Here is a 25,353-nt window from a genome sequence, read left to right as displayed (position 1 = left end):
CGTCAGCCGAGGGGCACGTTGTCGTCCCTTTCGGCGGCCGAAAGCGACAACGACGTGCCCTTCGCGGGCTCGACGGGGGTGGGCGCGGGGTCCGGCTCTGCGCGGACGAGGGCTATGCCGGCGAGGATGAGCACACCGCCGACGAGCTGGAGGGCGCCGAGCGACTCCCCCAGCAGCAGCCACGCGTAGACGGTCGCGGCCACGACCTCCAGCAGCCCGGCGAACGAACTCAGTCGCGAGCCGAGCAGACCGGCCGCGGTGATGCCGGCCGCATAGGCGAGCGCAGTCGCGAGCACGCCGACGACGGCGAGCGGCACCCACCACGGCGCCGGGCCGCCGAACAGCTCGACGTCGCGGAAACTGACCACGAACGGCAGCAGCCCGGTCGCGCTGACCGCGAGCAGCGCGACGCCGCCCAGCAGCAGGCCGACCGCGGCGAGCGCGACGGGCGGGAGGCCGTCCGCCGGCCGCGCGGCGATCACGTAGTAGCCGGCGCAGCCGAGCATCGCGGTGACCGCGAGCGCCACCCCGACCGCGTCGAGACCGTGGCCGCCGCCTGGAGCGACGACGAGCAGCAGGCCGGCGATCGCGACGCCCGAGCCGGCGAGCACCATCCAGCGCGGTGCCCGACGGGTGCGCGCCCAGACCAGCAGCACGAGTACGACCGGCGCGAGGTACTCGATGAGGATGGCCGTGCTCACCGGGATGCGCTCGATCGCCGCGAAATAGAGCACCTGGGTGCCCGCGACGCCGATCAGCGCCATCCCGAGCAGCCGCCAGCGGCCGCGCCACAGGGTGTCCCAGCGGCCGCGCAGCGCCACCGCGGCGAACGGCGCCAGCACGATGCCGCCGATCAGGACCCGCGCGCTGACCGCCGCGGCGGGCGACCATCCCGACTCGAGCAACGGCTTGATGAACGCACCGGACAGGCCGAAGGAGGCCGCGGCGATCACCGCGACGATGAGTCCACGGGTGGTGTGGTTCGTGGCCATGGGAGCCGCCTGTCGGAATCGGGGAATGTCAGGGTCGTCGTGCGTTATGATCCTGACGCTAGTACTCGGCGACGTAAGGAGTCAACTTGCATTTTGCCCCTGACGCGGAGGAGGCTCTCCGGTTCGCGGTCGAGCTCTGCAACACCGTGCCCAGCGCCTCCCGGAGCGGGGAGGACGAGCTCGCCACACCCGGCCTGCTGGTCGCCCTGCTGCACGAGAACCAGTACTCGGGACGTATCGACGGAGACGAGGAGGAGCTCCGCCAGGTGCACGAGACCCGCGAGCGGCTGCGGCGGGCCTGGACCCTGCCGCGGGACGAGGCCGTCGGCGAAGTCAACGCGATGCTCGCGGACGCGCACGCCTCGCCCTACCTGATGCGTCATGACGGTTTCGACTGGCATCTGCACGCCACCGCGCAGGATGCGCCGCTCGCCGAGCGCATCCGCGTCGAGATCGCGCTCGCGCTCGTCGACGTGATCCGGTCGAACGAGACAGACCGCCTGCGCAGCTGCGCGGCCGACGACTGCGACGGCCTCCTGCTCGACCTCTCCCGCAATGGCTCGAAGCGGTTCTGCAGCGTGCGGTGCGGCAACCGGATGAACATGATCGCGTTCCGCAGCCGCCAGGACGGCTGAGGTGTTCGCGAGACGGCGCGAAATCGGGGCTGTGACGCCGAGACGGCGGACTATCCGCCGTCTCGCGGCGCACGGATGAGATGATGACGCCTATGACGGGTGACAAGCTGCCCACCATGCAGGCGGTCGCGCGGGAGGCCGGGGTGTCGCTGGCGACGGTGTCCAACGTGATGAACCAGCCTTCGCGGGTCACCCCGGCGACGCGCGACAAGGTCCGCGCGGCGATCGAGCGGCTCGGGTACATCCGCAACGCCGCCGCCCGCGACCTCAAACGCCGCCGGAGCGACGGCATCGGCCTGATCGTGCCCGACATCATCAACCGGCTCTTCGTCGATATGGCCAGAGGCGCTCAGATCACCGCCGGTCGCAAGGGCCTCAGCCTGCTGATGGCCAATGCGGTCTACGCGTTCGAGTCCTTCGAACCGCTCGTGGTGACCGACCAGCAGGACCAACTGCTCGACTTCTTCGCCGAGGAGCGCACCAGCGGCATCCTCTACGCCGCCATGAGCGATCCCACCGACGGCATCAGCCGCATCCGCGGCCACGTGCGCCCGATCGTCGTCATCAACTACGACCAGCCCGGCGACTGGTGCTCGGTGCTGATGGACAACCAGCAGGCCGGCCGTATCGCCGGCGAGCACATCGCCGAACTCGGCATCCGGCGCGTCTACTACTTCTCTCCACCGGACGCCGCGCAGCCCATCACCGATCGCCGCCACGGGATCGAGGAGGCCGCCGCCCGCCTCGGGCTCGACTTGACCGAGGTGGCCACGGCGGGGCTGCGCGTCGAGCACGGGCGCACGGCAATGGCCGGCCTCCTCGCCGAGGTCGTGGACGGCGGCGCCGGCGAGGGCGGTCGAGACCGCCGGGGTGAGCGCTTCGCCGTCGTCGCCATCACCGACGACCTCGCCATCGGGGCACTCACCGTGCTGCGCGAGCGCGGCGACCTGCGCATCCCGGAGGACGTCGCCGTGATGGGACTCGACGGCACGCACGACGGTGAACACACCGACTGGGTGAGCCTCACCTCCATCACCCTCCCCGGCTTCCGCATGGGCGAGGAGGCCATCCGGCTCGTCCTCGACGAAGCCGCCCCAGACCACCGGCACGAGCGCGTCATGCTGCCGGTCGAGCTGCGGCCGGGCGCGAGCACGGTGGGGCGCGGGTAGTGACCGCGGCGCTCGAGAGCGCGTCGCCTATAGACGACCTTCGGATGCGCTAGTCGTCGAATCTGCGATGAATAAAGTCAGCCATGCCTGGGACAGTGAAGGCCAAGAATCCCCGGTCCGGGGCGTATATGTGGCCGTTGCTGATCAGCTCGCGCCGCGAAACGGATAGATCACTGGTCCACGTCTTCCCAGGTACTCGTCGATAGGGCCAAGGCAGAGCCCGACTACTCACAGACCCCACCGCCGAGTGGTGGGACGGTAGGCGCCCGAGACCACCCGGTCTCGTTGTGCGCCGGCGACGCGCTGCGCTAGCCTCGCCCCGAGTGCGGGATCGAGAGACACATGGTGGATGACGATCGGGTTTCGGTCGCGCCCGCGACGTTCGCCGGGGGTGCGCTCGACCACTATCGCCATGTCTGCGCGTTCGTGAACGGGCAGGAGGTCGACGAGCGCGTGCTCGACGCGTTCGTCCGCCAGGGCGTGGAGCAAGGGGACCGCCTCCTGTACCTGGTCGATCCTGCGCGGGCGGCCGCGCCCGTCAACCGGCTCCGCCATCTCGGCTTCGATGCCGCAGCGCTGCTCGAGGAGCACCGCTGCGACGTACGGACCTGGACCGACACCTACCTGCGCAGCGGCCGGTTCGACCAGGCGCGGATGCTCGACCTCCTCGACCGGATGCTCGTCGAGCAGCCGTCGCCGCGCATCCGGATGGTCGCCGACATGGGTTGGGCGATCGGTCGCGACGACGCGGCCGACCACCTCATCGAGTTCGAGGCGCGTGCCAACTTCATCCACGCGCGGCACGAGCACGTGGTGATCTGCTCGTACGACACATCGCAGTTCGACGGGACCTTCATCCTCGACATCCTGCGCACCCACCCGCTCGTCTACCTCGGCGGGATGCTGCAGGAGAACCCGTTCTTCGTGGCACCGGCGCAGTTCCTGGCGGAGCGCGCGGAGAGCGGCGTCGGGTCCGGATGAGCGAGAATCCGGCGCCGGGCGACGACGACCCCGGCGAAAACCTGCCCGCCGACGACACGCGCCGCTGGCTGCGCGACCTCAGCGCGCTCCTCGCCCTCCCGGCCCTCTGGGTCGACCACGAGCCGCGCGAGATCGCGACCGGGCTGCTCAGCGTGCTGTTCGGTGTGCTCCAGCTCGACGGCGCCTACGCCCGGTTCGACGACGGCGACGACGGCGACATCCTGGAGGTCTGGCGGCCGTCGGGCCCGCGGCCTCCCACCGGGCTGCTCGACCGCGCGGCGCAGGGGAAGGACGCCAGCGCTCTCGAGGGCCGGCCCGTGGGCGGGGCGGGCTCTGCGCGCGCCGCCGCGCTCCCGCTCGCGCTGCCGTGGGGATCCGGATCCGTGGTGGTGTCCGCGCCGCGGCCCGACTTCCCCACCGCGACGGAGACGCAGTTGCTGCGCGTCGCGGTCGGCCAGGCCGCCATCGCCATCCACACCGCCCGGCGGCTCGCTCGCGAGACGGACGCCCGGCGGGCGGCCGAGCACGCCCTCCACCGCCAGCAGCGAATGCTCCGCTCGCTGGTCGACGACGTCGCGCCCGAGCTCGCCGCCCTCGCCCGACGCCTCCACGACGCGGGGCGCGAGGCCGCGCCGACCGCGCTCTCCCCTCCCGAACCGCAGGAGTCGTCGCCCGCTGCGACCACCCACGACGAGTTGCCTCCCGCCGCCCTCACCCGGCGGGAGGTCGAGGTGCTGGGCCTCCTCGCCCAGGGCCTGAGCAACAAGGAGATCGCGGGCGTCCTCTGGCTGAGCGACCGCACGGTCGAGCGCCACATCACGTCGCTCTACCGCAAAATCGGCGTCGCACGGCGCAGCGAGGCGACCGCGTTCGCACTGCGGCACGGGGTCGTGTGATCGGCAGGCCGGTCACCCGAACGTGAAGCAGTACGCCTCCGCTCCCGCCGCCTCGAACTCGATCTCGAACAGCCGCGTCGCGACGCGGTCGTGCTGGCGGATCAGTTGGTACGTGTTCTGCTCGTCGAGCAGGCCGCGACCGTCCGCGTCGACGTCGGTCCCGTGATCGTCACCGGGCGGCCTCCCGTCGAGGAAGACCCGGAACGGCACTGCTGCACCGCCGGGCGCCGGACCCATGACGAGGTTGACGTCGCGCGCACGGAAGGCGAACGCGATGCGCCCTCCCGGCTCGTCCAGCTGGGCGGCATCCCGGGTCTGGGTCCAGCGGCCGACGAGGTCCCACTCGTTGAGGCTCAGGCCTCCACCGCCGGGATAGTCGTGCGACTGGTCGTACAGGCCGTCGATCTCCGAGACGAACCCGCTGCTCTGCGAATAGCCCAGGTACGTCTCCGGCGAGCGCAGCGTCGCCCAATCCGCGGCGACCTCGAGTCCCTGCGGCTCCGGCGACACGAGTTCGCTGTCCACCCCGGTCGCCCCGGCGTCGTGGAGGAGTTGCTGCACGACCATCTCGGTCATCGCGTATTCGCCCTCTCCGAAGTGGTGGTAACGCAGCCTCCCGCTGGCGTCGGCGATGTAGACGGCGGGCCAGTACTGGTTGGCGAAGTCGCCCCAGACGCCGTACTCGCTGTCGACGGCGACGGGGTACTCGATGCCGAGCTCGCGGACACGGTCGGTCACCGTCGGGAGGTCGTGCTCGAAACCGAACTCGGGCGTGTGGACGCCGACGATGGTCAGCCCCGCGCCCGCGTACTTCGCGTGCCATGCCCGCAGGTACGGTGCGGTGCGCAGCCAGTTGACACAGGTGAACGTCCAGAAGTCGACCAGCACGACCCGGCCGCGCAGCCCGTCCGGTGTCAGCGGCGGCGAGTTGAGCCAGGCGGTGGCTCGGGTGAACGGGGCGAGCGCGCCCTCGTCGGGGAGGCGCTCCTCCGACCGGTGGTGCAGGATCGACCTCAGCGGGCGACGGGGTTCCTCATCGGCCATGGCGCACCGCCTCCCCTGCCGGCTCGCCGGCCTGGCGGCCCATCGCGTCCACGTCGGCGATCGCGTCGGCGAACGCGCGCGGCGCCTCCTGGGGGAGATCGTGCCCGATCCCTCCGGCGATCTCGCGGTGCTCGTACGGCCCGGTGAACCGGTCGCGGTACGACTCCGCCACGGGGTGCGGTGCGCCGTTGGCGTCGCCCTCCATCGTGATGGTCGGCACCGCGATGGTCGGGCGGGAGGCGAGCCGCTGCTCGAGTTCGGCGTACGCGGGCTCCCCGTCGGCCAGGCCGAGCCGCCACCGGTAGTTGTGGATGACGATGTCGACGTGGTCGGGGTTGGCGAACGATGCGGCGGTCCGCTGGAACGTCGCCTCGTCGAAGTCCCACTGCGGGGAGGCGGTGTGCCAGATCAGCCGCGCGAACTCGTCGCGGTTGCGGTCGTAGCCCAGCCTCCCTCGCTCGGTGGCGAAGTAGAACTGGTACCACCACGAGAGCTCGGCGGCGGGAGGCAACGGCTGGACGTTCGCCTCCTGGCTGCCGATCAGGTAGCCGCTCACCGCCACCAGGCCTCGGCAGCGCTCCGGCCAGAGGGCGGCGAGGACGTTCGCGGTGCGGGCTCCCCAGTCGAAGCCGCCGACCACGACATCGGCGATTCCGAGCGCATCGAGGAACTCCACCGCGTCCGTCGCGAGGACCGCCTGCTCCCCGTTCCGCGCGGCGTCGCTCGAGCGGAACCGGGTGCCGCCGTACCCGCGCAGGTTCGGCGCGAGCACACGGTAGCCGTCGGCGGCGAGCATCGCTGCGGCCTCGTCGAAGCTGTGGAGGTCGTACGGCCAGCCGTGCAGCAGCAGCACGGCCGGCCCGTCGCGGGGCCCGACATCGGCGTACTCGACGTCGAGCTCGCCCGCCGCCACGTGCGCGAGGCCTCCCGCCGCGTCGCTCATCGCAGCGACCGGAACGTCGCCCGGACTTCCTCCGAGAACAGCTCGGGCTGCTCCCAGGCCGCGAAATGGCCACCCTTCTCCAGCCGGTTGAAGTGGATGAGCTGCGGGTACGCCCGCGTCGCCCAGCTGCGCGGTGCGGCGTAGATCTCGTCGGGGAAGACGCTCAACCCGGTCGGCACCTCGACACCCTTCGGCGCGAAGAACGCCAGCTTGCTCTCCCAGTAGAGGCGCGCGGATGAGACGCCCGTGTTGGTGAGCCAGTAGAGCGTCGCGTTGTCGAGCACGTCGTCGCGGGTCAGCCCTTCGGTGCCGCCGGCGAAGACGCGGGCGATCATGTCGTAGCTGCGGGCGTCGTGGTCGAGCATCCACGCGGCCAGTCCGACCGGCGAGTCGGCGAGGGCGTACAGCGTCTGCGGGCGCCCTCCCATCTCCTGCGCGTAGGCCAGGCCGTGCGCGTCGAAGAACGCCAGCTGATCCCAGGCGTACCGCTCTTCGGCATCCAGGTCGGCCGGCGGCTCCTCGTGGGCGTCGAGCGCGGCCTGGATCTCGTCGGGAACCGCCGCCGGCATGTTGGTGTGGATGCCGATCAGGCCGTCGGGCTTCAGCAGCGCGAGCTGCTCGGTGACGGCGTTGCCCCAGTCGCCGCCCTGTGCGACATAACGGTCGTAGCCGAGGCGCCGCATCAGCTCGGCCCAGGCGCGGGCGATGCGGATCGGGTCCCAGCCCGGCTTGTCCGGCTTGGCCGAGAACCCGTGGCCGGGCAGCGACGGGATGACGAGGTCGAACGCGTCCTCGGCGCTCGCGCCGTACATCGTCGGGTCCGTCAGCGGACCGACGATCTTCAACTGCTCGATGACCGAGCCGGGCCAGCCGTGCGTGACGATCATCGGCAGGGCGCCCTCATGCCGCGACTTCACGTGGATGAAGTGGATGTCGAGACCGTCGATCTCGGTGACGAACTGGGGGAGGCTGTTGAGCCGGGCCTCCACGCCGCGCCAGTCGTGGTGGTCGCGCCAGTACTCGAGGAGGTCGTTCACGACCTGCAGGCGCACGCCCTGCGACGTGTCGTCGACGGTCTCGCGCTCGGGCAGCCGCGTTTCACGGAGCCGACGCTTCAGGTCGTCGATGTCGGCCTGGGGAACGTCTACACGGAACGGCCGGATGGCGGTGGGGTCGTCGCTCTGGTCGGTGCCCGGGTGCGGTGCGGCGATGGACATGTCTGGTCTCCTTCTGGGTCCTCCGGCGCACGGGGGTGCGCCGCCGCGAGCAACGTTGCTCCTGACGGCGACCGAGCGGCTATACGGGACACCCCTCAACCTGGGGCGCGCACGACGGCGAGGTGCGGAGAACCCCCCAATTCGTGCTCCGGCAGCGCGGGCTCAGAAGAACTCGCCGTCCTCCTCGGCGTCGGTGGCCCACTGGCTGGTGCCCGCCGCGTAGCCATACGGGAAGAGCGCGATCGCCACCGGGGACGCCATGACGTGCGCGGCGACGACCGGCAGCAGCGGCCCGAGGATCCGGGTGAGGTCGCCGGGCCGGGACGCGTTCAGGTCGGTCGCCACGCGGGCGAGTGTCTGCGGCTGGTCGTCCACAGGGCGGTCGGCCTGCTCGCCGATCTCGGCGGAGAGCCGCGCGCTCAGGTCGGCGCGCTGGTCGTCGGTGAGCGCGGCGAACGCCTCCATGTGTACGCGGTAGAGCTGATCGGGCTGGCCGGTCGCGAGCACGAACTCGTAGCGGTCGATCGCCGCCTGCTCGTCGCCGGAATCGCGGTGCTTCCTGAACACGAGACCCGAGTGTAGAGGCCTCATCCGCCGAAGGGCACGTAAACGCCCCTAAACGCCAGTTTTAGGGGCGTTTACGTGCCCTTCGAGACCCCTCAGGCCTCCGGGATCACCATCGCGAACCGCTCGGGGCGGGGCACGTCGGGGTCGGGTCCGTTGCGCACGCCCGCGTCGAGGGCGTCGATGCGGGCCAGATCGGCGTCGCTGAGCTCGAAGTCGAAGACGTCGAAGTTCTCGGCGATGCGACCGGGGTTCACCGACTTCGGGATGGCGGAGCGGCCCTGCTGGAGGTGCCAGCGCAGCATGATCTGGGCCGGCGACTTGCCGTGCGCGGCCGCGAGCTCGGCGAGCACCGGGTCCTCCATGACGTTGCGACGCTGCTCGCCCCAGCCGGGGTAGAACGTGATCCCGCCGATCGGCGACCACGCCTGGGTGACGATCCCGTTCGCCGCGTCGGCCTCCTGCACTGCGGGTTGCGAGAAGTACGGGTGCAGCTCGACCTGGTTCACCGCGGGCACGACGCTCGTCTCGGCGAGCAGCCGGTCGAGGTGGTGAGGCATGAAGTTGCTGACGCCGATCGCCCGCACCCGGCCGTCGGCCAGGAGGGCCTCCAGTGCCTCGTAAGCGGCGATCGTCTGCTCGAAGCGGTCGGTCGCGGGCTGGTGGAGGATCAGGAGGTCGAGCTGCTCGATCCCGAGCTTGCCGGTGGCCTTCTCCCACGCGTGCAGGGTCTCGTCGTAGCCGTAATCCGAGACCCACACCTTGGTCTCGACGAAGACGTCCGACCGGTCGAGGCCGGAGCGGCGGATGCCCTCGCCGACCTCGCGCTCGTTGCCGTACGCCGCCGCGGTGTCGATGTGCCGGTAGCCGGTCGCGAGCGCGGCCTGCACGGCGGCGGTCGTCTCCTCCGGCGGGCTCTGGAAGACGCCCAGCCCGAGCGCGGGCATGGTGACGCCGTTGTTGAGGGTGATGTCGATGGTCATGCGTCTCACGGTAGATCGCGGCGGTGGCGCCAGGGAGGCCGTGCCAGTGCCTCCCACGCCCGGCGCGTGCAGCGTAGCGTCGAAGCATGAGCGATCCGGGCCCGAGTCACCCTGGCATGTCGAACAGCGACGACGTGCGGGAGTTCCTGACCTCCCGCCGCTCCCGGATCACCCCCGACCAGGCCGGGCTGCCCGCGTACGGCGGCAACCGCCGCGTGGCCGGCCTGCGCCGCGAGGAGGTCGCGATGCTCGCCGGCGTGAGCGTCGACTACTACACGCGTCTCGAGCGCGGCAACCTCTCCGGCGCCTCCGACAGCGTCCTGGAGGCCGTCGCCCGCGCGCTGCAGCTGAACGACGCCGAGATCGCGCACCTCTACGACCTGGCGCGGGCCGCCGACGTCGCGCCGCGGGCCCGCAGGCGGCGCAGCCCGCAGACCGTGCGGCCCAGCCTCCAGCGCGTCATCGACGCCATCACCGGCGCGCCCGCCTGGGTGCGCAACGACCGGGGCGACGTGCTCGCCGCCAACGACCTGGGCCGGGCGCTCTACCTCGACCTGATGGCCGAGACGGTGAAGCCGCCGAACAATTCGCGCTTCACGTTCCTCAACCCCAAGGCGCGGCAGTTCTACGCCAACTGGGAGCAGGCCGCCGACGACATCGTCGCGATCCTCCGCTCGGCTGCCGGCCGAAACCCGTACGACAAAGACCTCACCGACCTGGTCGGCGAGCTCAGCACCCGCAGCGAGGAGTTCCGGGTGCGCTGGGCCCGCCACGACGTGAAGTACCACCGCACCGGGCGCAAGCGCGTGCACCACCCGATCGTCGGCGACCTCGACCTCGCGTTCGAGGCGCTCGAGTTGCCCGGTGAGCCGGGCCTCCGCATCAACGTCTACACGGCCGACCCCGGCACGCCGTCGGAGGACGCCCTCACGCTGCTCGCCAGCTGGGCGGCGACGCAGAAGGCCGAGGCGGAGGCTGCGACCGACGCTGACACTGACGCTGACGCTGACACCGACACTGACGCGATCGCGCCCGCGGAGGAGGGAACCCTCCCATGACGCCGCACCGCCGCACGCCCGAACAGCGCCGCTTCGCCCGCGAGGTGCGCCGCACGATCGCGGCGCTGCCCGAGGACGACGACACCCTGCTGCGCGTGGAGGCCGCCCTCCGCGCCGCCCCGGGCTTCGCCCCGGCCCCGCCGCTCTGGCGGCTGTTCCGTGCCCGCCCCGCACTCGACCTGGACGCCGGCGCCTCCCAGCGCACCGAGCACGGCTGACGGCGAGGGCCAGGGCAGCGTGGCGCTCAGCGCGCCGGCGGCGGCGCGGTGCTCTCGCGGATGACGACCGTCGGGCGCTCCGAGGAGAACTTGCGCACCTTGCCCCCGCTGATGACCGTCTCCAGCAGCTCGTACGCACGCGAGCCGAGACCCGCGAAGTCTTGGTCGACGGTCGTGAGCGGCGGTGTCCACATCCGGGCGAGCGGGTGGTCGTCGAATCCGACGACGCTCACGTCGGCGGGCACCGACTTGCCGCCCTCGGTCAGCCCGCGGATGACGCCCATCGCGATCTCGTCGTTGCCGCAGAACACCGCCGTCACGGATGGGTCGGCGGCGAGCGCGCGCCCGATCTCGCGACCCGACTCCGGCTCCCACGAGGCGTCCACCGGAAGGGGAACCGGCGCACCCGCGGCGACGAGCGCGCGTCGCCAGCCGGTCGTCCGGCCGTCCTCCTTGCGCGACGGCGGCACCCGCACATGCTGCACGCTCTCGTGCCCGAGCCCGAGCAGGTAACCGACGACCTCTTCGGCGGCGTCCGCCTCGGCCAGCACTGCCTGCGGAACCCCGGTCTCGCGCACTCCCGAGATCGACACCGTCGGGATGGACTTAGGGATGCGGTGCAGCGCGGCCACACCGGGAGGGTCGAATTTCAGGACGACGACGCCGGCGATCGGCTGATCCAGCACGAGGGACACCGCGCGGGCGACCGTCTCATCGTCCGCGGACTCCACAACGGTGATAGTCACGGTGTAGCCGGCGCCGCGCGCACTCTCTTCGACACCGCGGATCGTCTCCGCGTAGCCGTAGCGGGAGGTGTTGCCCGCGATCACGGCGATGAGCTTCGGCTGCCGGGCGACGAGCGCGCGGGCCGCCGCCGACGGGCGGAAGTCCAGCTCCTCGATGGCCTGCATGACCTTGGCGCGCTTCTCCTCCGACACGTACGCCGCACCGTTCAAGACGCGCGACACGGTCGGCACGGACACCCCGGCCCGGCGCGCGACATCGCTGATCACAGGCGGTTTCGGGGCGTTCATCGTCCTCAGCATAGCGACGGGCCTCCCCGGAGCCACGGCGCGGTCACTTGACCGCGCCGCTGGTGATGCCCGAGATGATCTTGCGCTGCATCACCGTGAACGTGATGAGCAGCGGAAGGCTCATCAGGATGATGTAGGCGAAGATCAGGTGCCAGTTCTGCAGGTACAGCCCGGAGCTCGCGACCTGATACAGGTTGAGCGGAAGGGTGTCGAGCCGGCCTCCCACCACGAACAGCGCGTAGAAGACGTCGTTCCAGATGTAGAGGCAGATCAGGATGGTCGCCGTCGCGAGTGTCGGGCCGAGCAGCGGCAGGATCACCCGGAAGAAGATCTTCACAGGCCCGGCTCCGTCGACGCGAGCGGCCTCCTCGAGCTCGACCGGGATGGTCCGCACGAAACCGGTGACGAAGAAGATCACCGTCGACAGATACATGCCCATGTAGACGCCGATCATGCCGAGCGGGGTGCCGGCGAGACCGATCTGGCGCAGCAGCAGCACGATCGTGACCACGGCGGGTGGGAGCACGATACCGCTGATCCCGAGCGCGTAGACGAACGCGATCGGCTTGCTGCGGCGCCGGCCGAGGATCCAGGAGGCCATTGCGCCGAGGAGCAGGACGCCGAATACCGAGGGCACCATGATCAGGAGGCTGCCGAAGAAGGCGATCACCATCCGGCCCTGGTCGAGCACGGTGGCGAAGTTCTGGAGCAGGTGCCAGGTGGTCGGCAGGGCGAGGCTCGGGTTGAGGGCCTCCGCCTGGTCCTTGCCCGCGGTGACGACCACGAGCCAGAACGGCACGCCGAGCAGCAGCACGACGAGCAGGATGGCGACGATGGGCTGGATGAGGCGCATCGGTGTGAGCCGGCGCCGGATGCGACGCGACGAGTTGAGGGCACTCACAGCACGTTCTCCCTTCTGCGCAGGAAGTAGATGACAGGGAAGGCGAGGATCGTCACCATCAGGAACAGGCTGAGGCTCATGGTGGTCGCCTGCGCGAACAGCCCCTGCCCGAAGGTGCGGAAGATGAAGATGTTGAGTAGCTCGGTCGTACCGCCCGGGCCTCCCGCGGTGGTCGCCTGCACGATGTCGAAGCCGTTCATCGAGCCGAGCAGCGCCGTGGCCACGTTGAAAGTGACCGCCGGGGCGAGCAGCGGGAAGCGGATGGTGCGGAACGTCGTCCACCAGCTCGCGCCGTCGAGCCGCGCGGCCTCGAGGATGTCCTCGTTGATCGTCTTGAGCCCCGCGAGGTAGATGAGCATGGAGAGGCCCATCCACTTCCAGGCGTGGATGAGGGCGACGACGACGATCGTCCAGGTGGTGCTGCCGAGCCACGCGATCGTCACGTGCTGCCCGGTGAAGAACGAGAGGATCTGGTTGAGGCCGCCCTCCGGCTTCAGCAGCGCCTGGAAGATGTAGCCCACGGCGAGCGCCGACATCACGACCGGCACGAAGAAGGCGACGCGGGCGAAGCGGTTGATGCGGGTGTCGCGCTCGAGCACGAGCGCGAGCACGAGCCCGAACAGGTTCTGGAAGACCGCGACAAGGACGGCGTAGATCAGCGTGATCCGCAGGTCGTTCAGGAGGCTGCCGTTGCCGAACAGCGACGCGAAGTTGTCGAAGCCGACGAACGAGATGCTGCTGTGGAAGCTCGACCAGTTCGTGAAGGCGTAGACGAAGTTGAAGATCGTCGGCACGAAGAAGAACACCACGAGCACGATCAGGGCGGGCACCAGGAACCACGCCGGGTGGTCCTGCCGCCTCCTGCGGTCGCGCCGGGGCGCCTCCGCGTTTCGCGGGGCCGCCGCGGCCGGGGCCGGGCGGGTGAGCTGAGCGGTCATCGGGGTTGCGTCGCCTTTCATGAGTTGCTGTGCCGGGAGGCCGGGACGGGTGTCGCCGCCCCGGCCTCCTGAGCGGGGGTGCGGGCTAGAAGCCCTTCACGCCCTGCGCCTTCGCGAGCTGGGCGAACTGGTCCTGGGTGGTCTGCGCCACCTGCACCGGCGTCTTGGTGCCCTGGATCATGTCGGCCAGGTTGAGGTACAGGTCGGGGTTCGCCACGGCGAGCGCCTGCATCGAGCCGACCGAGCCGTCGAGCGACTTGGCGACGTCCTGCAATGCCGTCGGGACGTCGCTGGGGGTGTCGACTCCCTTGATGAGCGACACGGTCGACTGCGCCTTCACGAAGTCCTTGTAGCCGTCGCCGAGCCAGTAGCTGAGGAACTGGCGGGCCGCGGCCTCCCGCTTGCTGTCACCGGTCTTGAAGGCGACCAGAGCGTTGGACTGGTCGGGGATGAACGTGCCGACGTTGCCCTTGGGCGAGATCGGGAAGAAGCCGATCTTCTTGTTCAGCTCGGCGGTGTTGGAGGTCGCCTGCAGCTCGCCGAAGAACGAGTTGACCTGCATGGCCATGGCCGCCTTGCCGTCGAGCAGCGCCTTGCCCTGATCGACGAACGTCGCCGTCTTGATGTCGGAGTTGAACAGACCCTGCTGGATCAGCTTCTGGTAGCTGTCGATCGCGCCCTGGATGGTCGGGTCGGTGAACTTCTCGGTGTTCGAGTTCACCTTGTCCCACAGGCCGTCCTTGGCGGCGTCGGCGAGCTGCGCCTGCACCCACCACTGCGTGGCCCACTTGTCGCCGCCCATCTCGTAGAACGGGTCGACGCCCTTCGCCTTCAGCGCCTGCGCGTCGGCGATGAACTCGTCCCAGTTCTTCGGGGTGGAGGTGATGCCGTTGGCCGAGAGGACGTCCTTGTTGTAATAGACGCCGATGACGGCGGGCGTGGTGACGAGGGCCGCATAGCGGGTGCCGTCGAGGATGCCGGTCATGTCGGCGAGGTTGCCCGTGTAGTTCTTGACCCAGGGCGCACCCTCGAGCGACTGCAGGTTCTGCTTGGCGTTCAGAGCGGTGAGCTCGGACGCGGTCGGCTGCCAGAACGCGAGATCGGGCTTGTCGCCGGTGGCGACCTTGGTCTGGATGCCTTGCTCGTAGGGGTCGGGGATGGTGACGACCTTGACCTTCGCCCCGGTCGCCTTCTCGAATCCCGAGATGACGCTGTCGGCGGTCTTGTTGGAGTTCTGGGCGGCCCAGATGGTGAGGGTGACGCCGTCGAGCTTCGTGTCCTGCGCGGGCCACGAGGCGGCGCCGCTGTCGGAGCCTCCCGAGCCGGGGTCGCTGCATCCGGTGAGGACCAGTGCCGCTGCGGCGGCGATGGCCGCGACGGTCGCGGCTCCCTTCCAAGCGATCTTCATTGAACTGCTCTCCTTGATTTGTCGTAGCGAGGTTAACGCCACGGGGTTCGAGTTGCGGAATGTGCTGCGGTCGCGGGCCGCCCTCCGTGCGAGGGGCCGGCGGCCTGGAGGCGGAAGACGCGCGCGCCTGCTTCATCGGCAGGGCCGGCGACGCGCAGCCGTCCGGTTTGCGCGTCCCAGTGGGTGCCCCACTCGGGTAGCGAACGCGGAAAGATCGTGGTGACCGTGAGGTCGGCGCCGGCGAACCGGCGCAGGTCGAGTTCGACGTCGCCCGCGGCGGGGTCGCGGTTCCACACCGTGAGGAGGGCGCCCCCGTCGACGGCCAGGCCGAGCGCGGTCCACGGCGCCTCCCAGGTGGGAACGCCCAGCGGCCAGAACGGCGTGGAGGCCGCGAGGTCGCCGCGCAGGCCCTTGGCGACGGCGACGGCGTCGGCGACCAGCGCCAGCCTCCGCTCGTCCATCCGGCCGACATGCCCCGAGACGTAATAGCGGCCGAGCAGGCCGGTGGCGAGGCAGAAGGCCACCTCCTCCTCGGTCATCTCAGGCTGCGGATACGCCCAGCTGGCGGCTTGCTCCGGGAGGATGGAGGCCGGCGCGGCGGCGGCGATGGGCGGGTACTTGAGGAAGTCCTGCTGGTCGGAGGTCGACTGCATCTGGAGGCGTGACAGCATCGCGTAGTCGGCGCGCATTCCGCCGGAGCCGCAGTTCTCGAGCACGAGGTCGGGGTGGCGGTCGAGGACGCCCTCGAGCCAGTCGAGGTGGGCGCGGTTGTGGGCGAGGAGCCCGGCGCCGACGCTGTCGGCGTCGAGGTCGGTACCCGGCCCGGGGTTGATGTTGTAGTCCAGCTTGAAGAAGCCGACGCCGAAGTCGCGCACGAGGCGGTCGACGACCTCGTCGAGGTGGGCGCGGGCCGCCGGGTGGCGCAGGTCGAGGTGGTAGCGGTGGTGCTCGACGACACGTTTGCCGCCGCGCTGCAGGAACGCGGCGTCGGGCAGCCGGTCGGCCATCCGGCTGTTGACACCGATGACCTCGGGCTCCAGCCACAGGCCCGGCACCATGCCGGCGGCACGGATGCGGTCGATGACCTCGCCGAGCCCGCCCGGGAAGCGTGTGGTGCTGGGCCTCCACTCGCCGACGGTGTCCCACCAGTCGCCGCTGTCGTCGTACCAGCCGGCGTCGATGCAGAAGATCTCCGCGCCCACCGCGGCTGCAGCGTCGATGAGCGGCAGCAGCTTCTCCGTGGTCGGGTCGCCGTTGAGGGTGTTCATATAGTCGTTGAAGACGACGGGCATCGCCGCGTTGTCAGGGTGCGCCCGGCGGCCGCCCCGGCGGTACGCGGTGAGCTGGGCGATCGCCGACGTGAAGTCGGTAGCGAGGGCGAGCGCGACGGGCACGGTCTGGAAGGAGCTGCCCGGGTGGAGGGTCTGCGTCCACTGGTGGTCGGTGTCGGTCGGTCCGGAGAGCGCGACGTAGCCGCTGGCGGTGTCCTCGCCGATCTCCCAGCGCCAGGCGCCGTTGTGCTCGACCTGCCACGCCCACGCGGCGCCGAGCCGACCGGAGCCGACAGCGGCGACGGGGAGGTGCTTACCGGTCGACCAGGTGCCGGTCGAGATGACGCTGAACTCGCCGCGCGGGTTGTGATTGGTGAGGTGCTGCTCGAGGCGTGGGAACCGGACGCCGTTGAGCGGCTCGGTGATCCAGCGGCCCTCCCCCAGCCAGTCGCTGAGAGCGTGGTGCACATCCCAGTCGCGGATGCTGCTGGAGGCATCGCCCCCCAGGTAGAGAGCGAGGGACGGGATGGAGCGCAGGACCAGCTCGTCGTCGCCGCGGTTGACCACAGTGACGGAGGCCCGGAGCACGGCCAGGCCGTCGGGGACCTGCAGGAGAAGCTCGATCTCGAGGCCGGTGCCGGCGTGCCACAGGTGGATCGACAGCTCTCGACCCGATTCGGTGATGCGCTCGTCGTGCCCGACGTAGCGGGACTCATGACCGATCACGGTGTGGACGAGCCGGTCGTTGGCGAGCGAGTGCCCGTGGCAGACGGTGAGCACGTCGACCAGCGGAAGGCCGGCGGGCATCGCGAGCCGCACACCCTCCGCGGCGACCGCTGCGATGCGCGGGGCGGAATCGGCCGACCATTCGAGTTCGACGGTCAGGGTGCCGTTGCCCCAGCTCAGGCGGTCGGTCATCGGGTTCCTCTTCTTCGCGGATGCAGTGCTGCGGCCTCCGATCTGGGCGGTGGCGCTCGAATCATGATAGCGGTATCAGAGCAGAATGCAAGTCTCTCTCTGATAGCGCTATCAGCCTTGTGAATATTGGAACGAACGCCCTCTTGCGGGGGTAGACGATATCGCTATCATGATAGCGGTTTCAGGTTTGCCGATAGGACCCGAGCCGCCCATCCATCCCGTACGAAGGAGTACCGCTTTGACCGCACGACATGCCCGGCGCTCTCGCCGCCGCGCACTTCTGCCCGCGATCGCCGCGTCCGCCGGCCTCGCCCTCACGGTCGGCTGCCTCGTGGCCGCACCCGCCTCGGCGGCGCCGGCCGACCCGCTCGCCGTCGACTTCTCGCAGACCACCGGTGCGTTCCGCGGCGGGGCGACGGGAACTCTCTACGGCCTCGGCGACGACGGAGTCCCCAGCCAGGCCGTGCTCGACGGAGCACACATCACCAACACGTCGCAGAAGCCGCCGCAGGGCGCGCAGCACCCGAGCGGCGACGCCCTCCAGGTCGAGAAGTCCTTCTTCGCCGGCGGCGGTCAGGACCTCTACGTCTACGTGCAGGACATGTACCCCGACTGGCCGTACAACGGCAGCAAGCGCCCCGGCGACGCGAACGGCGATGGTGTCTGGGACTACCTCCCCATCCTCAAGCAGGCCGTGGAGGACGTCGCCGCGAAGTCCCAGGACCCGTCGAAGTACGTGTTCATCCCCTTCAACGAGCCCGACGGCGGCAACTGGTATCCGAATTGGTCGACGCAGAAGGACCAGTTCCTCGCAGACTGGACGGCGGCCTACGACACCATCCAGAGCGTCTACGCCGAGCACGGCCTCGGCCACGCGCGTATCGGCGGCCCCGGCGACTCCGTCTGGCACGCCGACCGCAGCACCGACTTCCTCACCTATGCGAAACAGCACTCCGAGCTGCCGGACGTCTTCATCTGGCACGAGCTCGGAACGAACAACCTCGCCACGTTCCGCGGTCACCTCGACGCATACGAGGCGCTGCTGAAACAGCTCGGCATCTCCACGATCCCGGTGAACATCACCGAGTACGGCATGCTGCGCGACATGAGCGTCCCCGGCCAGCTCGTGCAGTGGATCTCGATGTTCGAGAGCGAGAAGGTCGACGCCCAGACTGCGTTCTGGAACTACGCGGGCAACCTCTCCGACAACTCCTCGCGCAACAACGGCGCCAACGGCGGCTGGTGGATGTTCGACTGGTACGGCGCACTGGCCGGCTCGCAGACCGCGACAGTGACGCCGCCGCATCTGAACACGCCCGACACCCTCCAGGGTCTCGCCGCGATCGACACCGCGAATCGCAAGGCGACCGTGCTCTTCGGCGGCGGTTCCGCCGACATCGCTCTCGATGTGAAGGGCCTCGACGTGTCCACCTTCGGCAAGACGGTGCAGGTGCAGGTGCGCGCCGATCGGCTGAACGGCGCCGAGGGTGCATCGCTGCAGCCGCCCGCGATCCTCTCCACCACCGCGAAGATCCAGAACGGCGAGATCCGGCTCACCGTGCCGAACAGCGACCGCTACGCGGCCTATCAGCTGCAGATCACCCCGAAGCAGACCGATCCGCAGCCAGTCTCGGCCGCACTCGTGAACAGCACCGAGGCCGAGAACGCGACCATCGCGAACGCGACCGTCTACACCCAGGACCCGTCGCGCGAGTGGTCTTTCATGGCCTCAGGGGGTAAAGACGTCGGCTCGTTCAACAAGGCCGGATCGTCCGCGACCTGGAACGTCTCCGTGCCGACCACCGGCGACTACCGCCTGTCGGTGCTCGCCGGCGCCAACCAGTCCCCGGGCCGGCACGCCCTGTTCGTCGACGGCGCCTACGACCAGCTGGTCAAGTACTCGGCCGACCTCGGCTGGACCTACCGCGGCACCACCGACGTCACCGTGCACCTGACCGCGGGCGCCCACGCGCTGTCGCTGCGGGCAAGCACGAACGGCACCACGGTGCTCCCCGGCGCCGACATCACCCTCGACCGGTTCGACCTGTACGACGTGACCGGCGGCGAACAGGCGGCGTACCCGGCCGTGGACGCGCAGCTCGCCGGCGGGGCGTCCCTGTCGTGGCAGCAGCCCGCGGCGCGCGGCTACGCGACGGTGTCGGGCGACGCGAGCGCGACGTTCTACGCGACCACCGCGCAGACCGGCTACTACGACGTCACCGTGCACTCGGCGACCAGTGGAGGCGGTGCGACGCTCGCCCTGTCGGTGAACGGCCGCACGGTCTCGCTGCCCCCGACCACCGGTCCCGGCACGTTCGACTCGACTGCACGGGTGTACCTGCCGCAGGGCGTGAACGAGCTCGCGGTGCGGGCGACCTCCGGCTCGGCGTTGGTCGGCGGCGTCTCGACGCTGCGCGGCGCGGCCCAGAAGGCGGCGGACGCGGACCCGGCCGCGGTGTTCCACAGCGAGGCGGAGGCCCTCCCCCGCTCCGGTGCGGCGGCGGTGCAGACCGACCCGGCGAACTCCAACGGCTCGGCCGACGCCAACGGCGTGGTGCGCGATGTCGGCTACATCGGCAACGGAGCGGCCAACACGCTCAGCATCCCGCGGCCGGCCGGCTTCGACGCCGGGGAGTATGAGTTGGTGATTTCGGCGGCCAACGCCGACAAGTCCGCCGCGATCAACTACAACCCGCAGGTGATCAGCCGCTTCCTCGACATCACCGAGGCCGGCGGCGGCAGCGTGCGGGCGGCGTTCCGGCACAACTACTCGTGGAACAGCTTCTGGGACAAGACGGTGCCCCTGACACTCACCACGAGCGAGGGAACACTCACCCTGGGCAACGCCACCGCGTACGGGCCGAACATCGACACGATCACGCTCGCGCGCTTCGTGTCCGGCACGCCCACCACCACGAAGTCGCAGACGGGCCTCGGCCAGACGCACTGATACCCACGCCGAGGGGCACGTTGTTGTCACTTTTCCCTGCGGAAAGCGACAACGACGTGCCCCTCGGCGGTTCAGGTCACTTCGCCGGAGGCATCAGGACCGAGTCGATGAGGTACACGGTCGCGTTGGCCGTGTGGACGCCGCCGCAGATCACGTTCGCGTCGTTCACCTTCATGCTGTCGCCCGAACCGGTCACGGTGACGGACCCGCCCTGCACGGTCTTGTGCATGCCGTCGATGTCCTTCGGCGCGATCTGGCCGGGGACGACGTGATAGGTCAGGATGCTGGTCAGCGTCGCCGCGCCGGCATCGGTCTTGAGCGAGTCGAGCGTCGCCGGGTCGATCTTCTTGAACGCGTCGTCCACGGGCGCGAACACCGTGAACTGGCCGCTGTTGAGCGTGTCGACCAGATTCACCTTGGGGTTGAGCTTGCCGGACACGGCCGCGACGAGATTCGTCAGCAGGGGATTGTTGCTCGCCGCGGTCGCGACCGGGTCCTGTGCCATTCCCGCCACCGAGCCCGAACCGGAGGGCACCTGCTTGGCGTAGGCGGCGCAGCCGGGGCCGACCAGGTCGGCGGCGGGGTCCATCGACGATGAGGCCGACGGAGACGGTGACGTCATGGACGAACTGGTGTCGGTCGTCGACGAGCCGGCGCCCGACGAGCAGGCAGTGAGCGCGAGCGCTGCGGCCGCGAGGATGCCTGCAGCGGCGAGGCGTGTGGTGGATCGCATGTTCTTCTCCTTCGAGACGGTGCTTCGAATGGTGCCGATCGGGTATCCGCTTTCGGCGGCCGACAACAGGGGTTCGGGCCGGGCGGCCGATCGGATTGGAACGGTTCCGGACGATCGGAGCCAATCCAGCGGCCCGCACGCACCGAAAAGCAGTCGTGAGCATCAGCAGAAGGCGTTTCGGCACGGCGGCCTGGGCCGCGCTCGCGGGAGCTGTCGCGGGCGCCCTCTTCGTCGCCGTCGCCGAGGTCGTCGCACTGGTGGTCGCACGCGACGCCAGCCCGGTGATCGCGGTCGGGTCGTTCGTCGTCGACATCGTTCCGCGCTGGGCGAAGGAGCTCGCCATCGAGCTCTTCGGGTCGAACGACAAGCTCTTCCTGATCGCCACGGTGGCGGTCGCAGCCCTCGTGGCGGCGGCCGTCGCGGGCGTCCTCGAGCTGTGGCGGCGCTGGGCGGGTGTCGCCGTGTTCGCGCTGGCGGGTCTCGCAGCGATCGCGGCGACTGTGACGCGCGCTGATGCGAGCCCGCTGGCATTCCTGCCTCCGGCGATAGGAGCACTCGCGGGCGCAGCGAGCGTGCACCTGCTCGTGGGCGCGCTGCAGCGCTGGCGGGAGGCCCGCGAGCACGCTCGCCCGACGGCCGGCGTCGACCGCCGCCGCTTCCTGCTGCTGACCGGCGCGGGCGCCGCCGTCGCCGTGCTCGCGGGCGCCGGATCCCGGATCGGCTCGGCCGCGACCTCCTCGATCGCCGGGATCCGTGCGGCGCTGCGCCTTCCGGCGCCGGCGTCACGTGTCCCCGTCCCGGCCGGCGCCGACCTCCGCGTGCCCGGGCTCTCGCCGCTCTTCACGCCCAATTCGGACTTCTACCGCGTCGACACCGCGCTGAGCGTCCCCGCGATCGATCCGTCCACCTGGAAGCTCACCATCGACGGCCTCGTCGAGCAGCGCGTCGAGCTGAGCTTCCGCGACCTGCTCGCTCTGGGCCTCCACGAGTACGCGATCACCCTCACCTGCGTCTCGAACCAGGTCGGAGGCGACCTGGTCGGCAACGCCCGCTGGCTGGGCGTCCCGGTGCGGGAGGTGCTGGCCCGCGTGCGCCCTCGCCACGGAGCCGACATGGTGCTGTCGCGCAGCATCGACGGCTTCACCGCGAGCACCCCGCTCTCGGCGCTGACCGACCCGGGCCGCGACGCCATCCTGGCGGTCGGGATGAACGGCGAGCCGTTGCCGCTCGAGCACGGCTTCCCGGTGCGGATGGTGGTGCCGGGCCTCTACGGTTACGTCGCGGCGACCAAGTGGCTGACCGAGCTGAAGGTCACCACCTTCGCCGCCGACCAGGCGTACTGGACGCCGCGTGGCTACAGCCCGAAGGCCCCGATCAAGCTCTCCAGCCGCATCGACACCCCGCGCATCGACAAACCGCTCGCTGCGGGGCCGACGAAGATCGCCGGCGTGGCCTGGGCGCAGACCGTCGGCATCGGCAAGGTGGAGGTGCAGATCGACGGAGGCCAGTGGCAGGAGGCCGCGCTGGCCGCACCGATCAACGCAGACACCTGGGTGCAGTGGTCGCTCGACTGGGACGCCACGACCGGCAGCCACACCCTCGCCGTCCGCGCGACCGACCGCGCGGGCCGCCTCCAGGAGCAGAAGCGCACCCCGATAGCGCCGAACGGGTCGACGGGCTGGCAGTCCACGCTGGTGCGGGTGGGGTGATCGGGTCAGAATGACCGCGTGACGGACGCCGACCCCACCACCACCGACAAGGAGACCCGCCGCCAGCAGCGCGCCTGGCGGCGGCAGGCCGCGAGCTACGACCGCAAGGTCGAGCGGGCGGAACGGACCATGCTCGACGGCAGCCGCGAGTGGGTCGGGGCGCGGGCGCAGGGGCGCGTGCTGGAGATCGCGGTCGGCACCGGGCGCAGCCTCCCGTACTACCCGCCCGGCGTCGCGCTGGTCGGCATCGACCTGAGTCCGGAGATGCTGGCGATCGCACGCACCAGGGCCACCGAGGCCGGGGTCGCCGCCGAGCTCACCGAGGGGGACGCCGAGGCGCTGCCGTTCGGCGACGCCTCCTTCGACACGGTGGTGTGCGCGCTCGCGCTCTGCTCGATCCCGCGACCGCAGGTCGCCCTCGCCGAGATGGCGCGCGTGGTCGTGCCCGGCGGCTCGGTGGTGCTCGTCGACCACACCCGCAGCGACCGCGCCGTCGTCTTCGCGGGCCAGTGGCTGATCGAGCGGTTCACCATCCCGACGCAGGGCGAACACCTGACCCGGCGGCACCGCGGCGAGGTGGAGGCCGTGGGCCTGGAGGTCGCCGAGCACGAGCGGCTGCGCTCCGGCGCCGTCGAACGCATCCGGGCAGTCAAGCCCTGACGCACGCGAAAGCCCGCCCGGTGCGCTGGATGGCTGGACGCACCGGGCGGGCTGGTTCGCGAAGTCGCGGGTGGCGCTCAGCCGTCCGCGCCGGCGGGCGTCGTCGTGGTCTTGAAGCCCTCGAGTTTGTTCGCCGCGTCGGCGTACTTGTTGGTGAAGGTGCCGGAGATCTTCACCTTGGAGGTGTCGACACCGATGGTCTTCTCCATGTCGAAGATGACCTTCGGGCCGCCGGCGGGCATGATGCCGTCGGGCAGGAACTGGCCCTTGTCGGTGCTCAGCCCGTCGATGTACTGCTGCTTGGTGATCGTGCTGTTCTGCACGAAGTCCTGCGGCATCTTGTTCGCGATGTCAGCGGCCGAGTGGGTCGCGATCCAGTGCATCGTCGCCACGAGTGCGTCGACGACCTTCTGCGCGGCGTCCTCGTGCGACTTCACCCAGCTGGCGTTGGCGAGGAGGCCAGCCGCCGGCCAGGCTCCGCCGAGCGCCTTGGTCGCGCCCTTCGTCGTCGCCATGTCGACCGCGGACATGGCGAGCTTCTGCGAGGTGAGGGCGCCGACGGTCGGCTGCGTGGTCATCACGCAGTCCGCCGAGCCGCGCTGGATCGCCGCGATGGCCGTCGAGCCGGCGTGCACCGCGATGGTGTTGTACTGCTTCTTGTCCACACCCTGCTTGGCGGCGAGGAACTGGGTGAGCTCGTCGGTGCCCGATCCGAGGTCGGTGACGCCCATGTTCTTGCCCTTGAAGTCGGCCGCCGACTTGACGTTCGCCTTGGGGCTGCACATGACGCGCTCGCCGGGCGCTCCCGAGAGCTGCACCAGGTTGATGACGTCCTTGCCCTTGGACTGGAAGTCCACGGTGTGGATGTACCAAGCGCCGGCCATGTCGACCTGGCCGGAGGCCATGGCGTCCTCGGCTCCGACGCCGCCGTTCTGCTCGGTCGAGAGCTCCATGTTGACGCCGTACTTCTTGTAGTAGCCGAGCTGCTGGGCCAGCTGGTACGGCAGGTAGATCTGCTTGTCGATGCCGCCGACCATCATCTTGACGGTCGGCATCGGGCCGGAGCTGCTGCCGCCGGCAGCCGCGGTGCCGCCGCCTCCACCGCTGCAGGCCGCGAGGCCGAGGGCCACGACGCCCGCCGCCGCGATGACTGCGATGCTGCGCTTCTTCATGGGATGTGTTTCCTTTCGTCGTGCCGGACGGGCCGGCGTTCTGCTTCGTTGCAGGACAGGGGTGGAACGGCGGGGCCGCTGCCTAGATCGCCTGGGCCTCGGAGCGGCTCGGCGGGCGCCACTTGAGAAGGGACTTCTCGAGCAGGGTGATGAGGTACTCGGCCACGAGCGTGACGACGGCGACGATCACCATGCAGGCGAACACCGTGTTCGGATCGAAGTTGCCCTGCGCCTGGCTGATGATCAGGCCGACACCGTGCTGGGCGCCGAGCACCTCGGCGACCAGCGCGCCGATGATGGCGAAGCCGAACGCCGTGTGGAGGCTCGCGATGATCCACGTCATGGCCGACGGGATGGTCACATGCCGCGCGACCTGGAACGGCGAGGCGCCGAGCACGCGCACGTTCGCGATCAGGTTCTGGTCGACCTCCCGCACGCCCTGGAAGGCGTTGAAGAAGACGACGAAGAAGACGAGCACGGCAGCGAGCAGCACCTTGGGGAAGACCCCCAGCCCGAAGGCGACGATGAAGATCGAGCCGAGCACGATGCGCGGGATGGAGTTGACGACCTTGATGTAGGGGCCGAACACCGACGCGAGGTACCGGTTGGAGCCGAGCAGGATGCCGAAGACGACGCCCAGCACGGTGCCGAGCAGGAAGCCGAGGAAGGCCTCCTGGACGGTGATCCAGAGGTTCTCCCAGATGGTGCCGAACGCGGTGCCCTGCGTGAACAGATGCACGAGGCTGTCCCAGATGCCGGACGGCTGGCCGTAGAAGAACTTGTCGATCCAGCCGGCGGAGGTGAACCACTGCCAGCCGCCGAGCACGACGACGGCGACGGCGGCACGCCCGGCCCACACCCAGGCGGTGCGGCGGCGGTGCGTGCGTCGGGCGGAGGCCTTGAGCTCGATCTCCCGCTCGGCGGTGGTGGGGGTGAGGTTCTCTGCAATGGTCATGGTG

Annotated in this window: 23 protein-coding genes; 9 read left to right on the top strand and 14 right to left on the bottom strand. The window is 70.1% G+C overall.

Annotated elements, in window-relative coordinates; all coding sequences use genetic code 11:
- Positions 1–2: 2 nt before the first annotated feature.
- Positions 3–992 carry an EamA family transporter gene (locus AC0HS0_RS08410; protein ID WP_472963105.1) on the bottom strand — a complete coding sequence of 330 codons (990 nt, stop codon included), beginning with the start codon at positions 990–992 and terminating at the stop codon, positions 3–5.
- 86 nt (positions 993–1,078) lie between these two features.
- Between AC0HS0_RS08410 and AC0HS0_RS08405 the strand changes: the two genes are divergently transcribed.
- From AC0HS0_RS08405 to AC0HS0_RS08390, 4 genes are all read left to right on the top strand, one after another.
- Positions 1,079–1,627 carry a CGNR zinc finger domain-containing protein gene (locus AC0HS0_RS08405; RefSeq protein ID WP_472963102.1) on the top strand — a complete coding sequence of 183 codons (549 nt, stop codon included), beginning with the start codon at positions 1,079–1,081 and terminating at the stop codon, positions 1,625–1,627.
- A 92-nt stretch (positions 1,628–1,719) separates the two neighbouring features.
- On the top strand, positions 1,720–2,796 hold the full coding sequence (locus AC0HS0_RS08400) for a LacI family DNA-binding transcriptional regulator (RefSeq protein ID WP_472963100.1): 1,077 nt from the start codon (positions 1,720–1,722) through the stop codon (positions 2,794–2,796).
- A 342-nt stretch (positions 2,797–3,138) separates the two neighbouring features.
- Complete coding sequence (locus tag AC0HS0_RS08395) at positions 3,139–3,777, top strand: MEDS domain-containing protein (protein ID WP_472963099.1); 639 nt, start codon at positions 3,139–3,141, stop codon at positions 3,775–3,777.
- Positions 3,774–4,673 (top strand): helix-turn-helix transcriptional regulator, encoded by a 900-nt coding sequence (locus AC0HS0_RS08390; RefSeq protein WP_472963097.1) that lies wholly within the window; start codon positions 3,774–3,776, stop codon positions 4,671–4,673. Before AC0HS0_RS08395 ends, AC0HS0_RS08390 begins: the two co-directional genes overlap by 4 nt.
- A 12-nt stretch (positions 4,674–4,685) precedes the next feature.
- On the opposite strand, the gene AC0HS0_RS08385 is transcribed toward AC0HS0_RS08390, so the two are convergent.
- From AC0HS0_RS08385 to AC0HS0_RS08365, 5 genes are all read right to left on the bottom strand, one after another.
- The gene (locus tag AC0HS0_RS08385) at positions 4,686–5,717 is read right to left on the bottom strand and encodes a thioredoxin (protein WP_472963094.1); all 1,032 of its coding nucleotides are present in this window, start codon (positions 5,715–5,717) and stop codon (positions 4,686–4,688) included.
- Positions 5,707–6,660: an alpha/beta fold hydrolase gene (locus AC0HS0_RS08380; protein ID WP_472963092.1), complete on the bottom strand. Its 954-nt coding sequence runs from the start codon at positions 6,658–6,660 to the stop codon at positions 5,707–5,709. Before AC0HS0_RS08380 ends, AC0HS0_RS08385 begins: the two co-directional genes overlap by 11 nt.
- The gene (locus AC0HS0_RS08375; RefSeq protein WP_472963089.1) at positions 6,657–7,877 is read right to left on the bottom strand and encodes an epoxide hydrolase family protein; all 1,221 of its coding nucleotides are present in this window, start codon (positions 7,875–7,877) and stop codon (positions 6,657–6,659) included. The genes AC0HS0_RS08380 and AC0HS0_RS08375 overlap by 4 nt, the downstream gene beginning before the upstream one ends.
- Positions 7,878–8,039: 162 nt before the next feature.
- The gene (locus AC0HS0_RS08370; RefSeq protein ID WP_472963086.1) at positions 8,040–8,444 is read right to left on the bottom strand and encodes a hypothetical protein; all 405 of its coding nucleotides are present in this window, start codon (positions 8,442–8,444) and stop codon (positions 8,040–8,042) included.
- 92 nt (positions 8,445–8,536) lie between these two features.
- Positions 8,537–9,424 (bottom strand): aldo/keto reductase, encoded by an 888-nt coding sequence (locus tag AC0HS0_RS08365; protein ID WP_472963084.1) that lies wholly within the window; start codon positions 9,422–9,424, stop codon positions 8,537–8,539.
- A 116-nt stretch (positions 9,425–9,540) separates the two neighbouring features.
- Here AC0HS0_RS08365 and AC0HS0_RS08360 point away from each other — a divergent pair, with 116 nt between their 5' ends.
- The gene (locus tag AC0HS0_RS08360; RefSeq protein ID WP_472963549.1) at positions 9,541–10,482 is read left to right on the top strand and encodes a helix-turn-helix transcriptional regulator; all 942 of its coding nucleotides are present in this window, start codon (positions 9,541–9,543) and stop codon (positions 10,480–10,482) included.
- A complete protein-coding gene (locus AC0HS0_RS08355) occupies positions 10,479–10,700 on the top strand; it encodes a hypothetical protein (RefSeq protein ID WP_472963082.1) in 222 nt (73 codons plus the stop codon). The genes AC0HS0_RS08360 and AC0HS0_RS08355 overlap by 4 nt, the downstream gene beginning before the upstream one ends.
- A 26-nt stretch (positions 10,701–10,726) precedes the next feature.
- Here the strand turns inward: AC0HS0_RS08355 and AC0HS0_RS08350 are convergent, their stop codons facing one another.
- The 5 genes from AC0HS0_RS08350 to AC0HS0_RS08330 all read right to left on the bottom strand — a co-directional run bounded on the left by AC0HS0_RS08350 (position 10,727) and on the right by AC0HS0_RS08330 (position 17,170).
- Complete coding sequence (locus tag AC0HS0_RS08350; protein ID WP_472963080.1) at positions 10,727–11,734, bottom strand: LacI family DNA-binding transcriptional regulator; 1,008 nt, start codon at positions 11,732–11,734, stop codon at positions 10,727–10,729.
- A 43-nt stretch (positions 11,735–11,777) separates the two neighbouring features.
- Complete coding sequence (locus AC0HS0_RS08345) at positions 11,778–12,635, bottom strand: carbohydrate ABC transporter permease (RefSeq protein ID WP_472963078.1); 858 nt, start codon at positions 12,633–12,635, stop codon at positions 11,778–11,780.
- The gene (locus tag AC0HS0_RS08340) at positions 12,632–13,573 is read right to left on the bottom strand and encodes a carbohydrate ABC transporter permease (RefSeq protein ID WP_472963076.1); all 942 of its coding nucleotides are present in this window, start codon (positions 13,571–13,573) and stop codon (positions 12,632–12,634) included. The genes AC0HS0_RS08345 and AC0HS0_RS08340 overlap by 4 nt, the downstream gene beginning before the upstream one ends.
- Positions 13,574–13,658: 85 nt before the next feature.
- Positions 13,659–14,981, bottom strand: coding sequence for an ABC transporter substrate-binding protein (locus AC0HS0_RS08335; RefSeq protein WP_472963074.1), 1,323 nt, complete (start codon positions 14,979–14,981; stop codon positions 13,659–13,661).
- Positions 14,982–15,013: 32 nt separating this feature from the next.
- The gene (locus AC0HS0_RS08330) at positions 15,014–17,170 is read right to left on the bottom strand and encodes a glycoside hydrolase family 36 protein (RefSeq protein WP_472963072.1); all 2,157 of its coding nucleotides are present in this window, start codon (positions 17,168–17,170) and stop codon (positions 15,014–15,016) included.
- A gap of 238 nt (positions 17,171–17,408) precedes the next feature.
- On the opposite strand from AC0HS0_RS08330, the gene AC0HS0_RS08325 reads away from it, so the two are divergent.
- The gene (locus AC0HS0_RS08325) at positions 17,409–20,120 is read left to right on the top strand and encodes a CBM35 domain-containing protein (RefSeq protein ID WP_472963070.1); all 2,712 of its coding nucleotides are present in this window, start codon (positions 17,409–17,411) and stop codon (positions 20,118–20,120) included.
- A gap of 76 nt (positions 20,121–20,196) precedes the next feature.
- Here the strand turns inward: AC0HS0_RS08325 and AC0HS0_RS08320 are convergent, their stop codons facing one another.
- The gene (locus tag AC0HS0_RS08320; RefSeq protein WP_472963068.1) at positions 20,197–20,853 is read right to left on the bottom strand and encodes a fasciclin domain-containing protein; all 657 of its coding nucleotides are present in this window, start codon (positions 20,851–20,853) and stop codon (positions 20,197–20,199) included.
- A gap of 155 nt (positions 20,854–21,008) precedes the next feature.
- On the opposite strand from AC0HS0_RS08320, the gene AC0HS0_RS08315 reads away from it, so the two are divergent.
- The gene (locus tag AC0HS0_RS08315) at positions 21,009–22,562 is read left to right on the top strand and encodes a molybdopterin-dependent oxidoreductase (protein ID WP_472963066.1); all 1,554 of its coding nucleotides are present in this window, start codon (positions 21,009–21,011) and stop codon (positions 22,560–22,562) included.
- An 18-nt stretch (positions 22,563–22,580) separates the two neighbouring features.
- Complete coding sequence (locus AC0HS0_RS08310) at positions 22,581–23,222, top strand: class I SAM-dependent methyltransferase (protein ID WP_472963064.1); 642 nt, start codon at positions 22,581–22,583, stop codon at positions 23,220–23,222.
- 77 nt (positions 23,223–23,299) lie between these two features.
- Here the strand turns inward: AC0HS0_RS08310 and AC0HS0_RS08305 are convergent, their stop codons facing one another.
- Both AC0HS0_RS08305 and AC0HS0_RS08300 read right to left on the bottom strand, forming a co-directional pair.
- Positions 23,300–24,394 carry an ABC transporter substrate-binding protein gene (locus tag AC0HS0_RS08305; RefSeq protein WP_472963062.1) on the bottom strand — a complete coding sequence of 365 codons (1,095 nt, stop codon included), beginning with the start codon at positions 24,392–24,394 and terminating at the stop codon, positions 23,300–23,302.
- Between the two features lie 82 nt (positions 24,395–24,476).
- Positions 24,477–25,349, bottom strand: coding sequence for an ABC transporter permease (locus AC0HS0_RS08300; RefSeq protein WP_472963547.1), 873 nt, complete (start codon positions 25,347–25,349; stop codon positions 24,477–24,479).
- Positions 25,350–25,353 lie beyond the last annotated feature (4 nt).

It is taken from the genome of Leifsonia sp. PARNA 1/14, from assembly GCF_055720965.1.
The sequence above is the reverse complement of the archived record's forward strand: the minus strand, read 5'-3'. Positions and strand labels throughout refer to the sequence as shown.

Coding starts and splice junctions, on each gene's coding strand:
- AC0HS0_RS08375 (WP_472963089.1), bottom strand. CDS start 7,877: ATGTCCATCGCCGCACCGCACCCGGGCACCGACCAGAGCGACGACCCC.
- AC0HS0_RS08335 (WP_472963074.1), bottom strand. CDS start 14,981: ATGAAGATCGCTTGGAAGGGAGCCGCGACCGTCGCGGCCATCGCCGCC.
- AC0HS0_RS08400 (WP_472963100.1), top strand. CDS start 1,720: ATGACGGGTGACAAGCTGCCCACCATGCAGGCGGTCGCGCGGGAGGCC.
- AC0HS0_RS08380 (WP_472963092.1), bottom strand. CDS start 6,660: ATGAGCGACGCGGCGGGAGGCCTCGCGCACGTGGCGGCGGGCGAGCTC.
- AC0HS0_RS08395 (WP_472963099.1), top strand. CDS start 3,139: ATGGTGGATGACGATCGGGTTTCGGTCGCGCCCGCGACGTTCGCCGGG.
- AC0HS0_RS08360 (WP_472963549.1), top strand. CDS start 9,541: ATGTCGAACAGCGACGACGTGCGGGAGTTCCTGACCTCCCGCCGCTCC.
- AC0HS0_RS08305 (WP_472963062.1), bottom strand. CDS start 24,394: ATGAAGAAGCGCAGCATCGCAGTCATCGCGGCGGCGGGCGTCGTGGCC.
- AC0HS0_RS08350 (WP_472963080.1), bottom strand. CDS start 11,734: ATGAACGCCCCGAAACCGCCTGTGATCAGCGATGTCGCGCGCCGGGCC.
- AC0HS0_RS08330 (WP_472963072.1), bottom strand. CDS start 17,170: ATGACCGACCGCCTGAGCTGGGGCAACGGCACCCTGACCGTCGAACTC.
- AC0HS0_RS08410 (WP_472963105.1), bottom strand. CDS start 992: ATGGCCACGAACCACACCACCCGTGGACTCATCGTCGCGGTGATCGCC.
- AC0HS0_RS08385 (WP_472963094.1), bottom strand. CDS start 5,717: ATGGCCGATGAGGAACCCCGTCGCCCGCTGAGGTCGATCCTGCACCAC.
- AC0HS0_RS08355 (WP_472963082.1), top strand. CDS start 10,479: ATGACGCCGCACCGCCGCACGCCCGAACAGCGCCGCTTCGCCCGCGAG.
- AC0HS0_RS08320 (WP_472963068.1), bottom strand. CDS start 20,853: ATGCGATCCACCACACGCCTCGCCGCTGCAGGCATCCTCGCGGCCGCA.
- AC0HS0_RS08340 (WP_472963076.1), bottom strand. CDS start 13,573: ATGACCGCTCAGCTCACCCGCCCGGCCCCGGCCGCGGCGGCCCCGCGA.
- AC0HS0_RS08365 (WP_472963084.1), bottom strand. CDS start 9,424: ATGACCATCGACATCACCCTCAACAACGGCGTCACCATGCCCGCGCTC.
- AC0HS0_RS08390 (WP_472963097.1), top strand. CDS start 3,774: ATGAGCGAGAATCCGGCGCCGGGCGACGACGACCCCGGCGAAAACCTG.
- AC0HS0_RS08300 (WP_472963547.1), bottom strand. CDS start 25,349: ATGACCATTGCAGAGAACCTCACCCCCACCACCGCCGAGCGGGAGATC.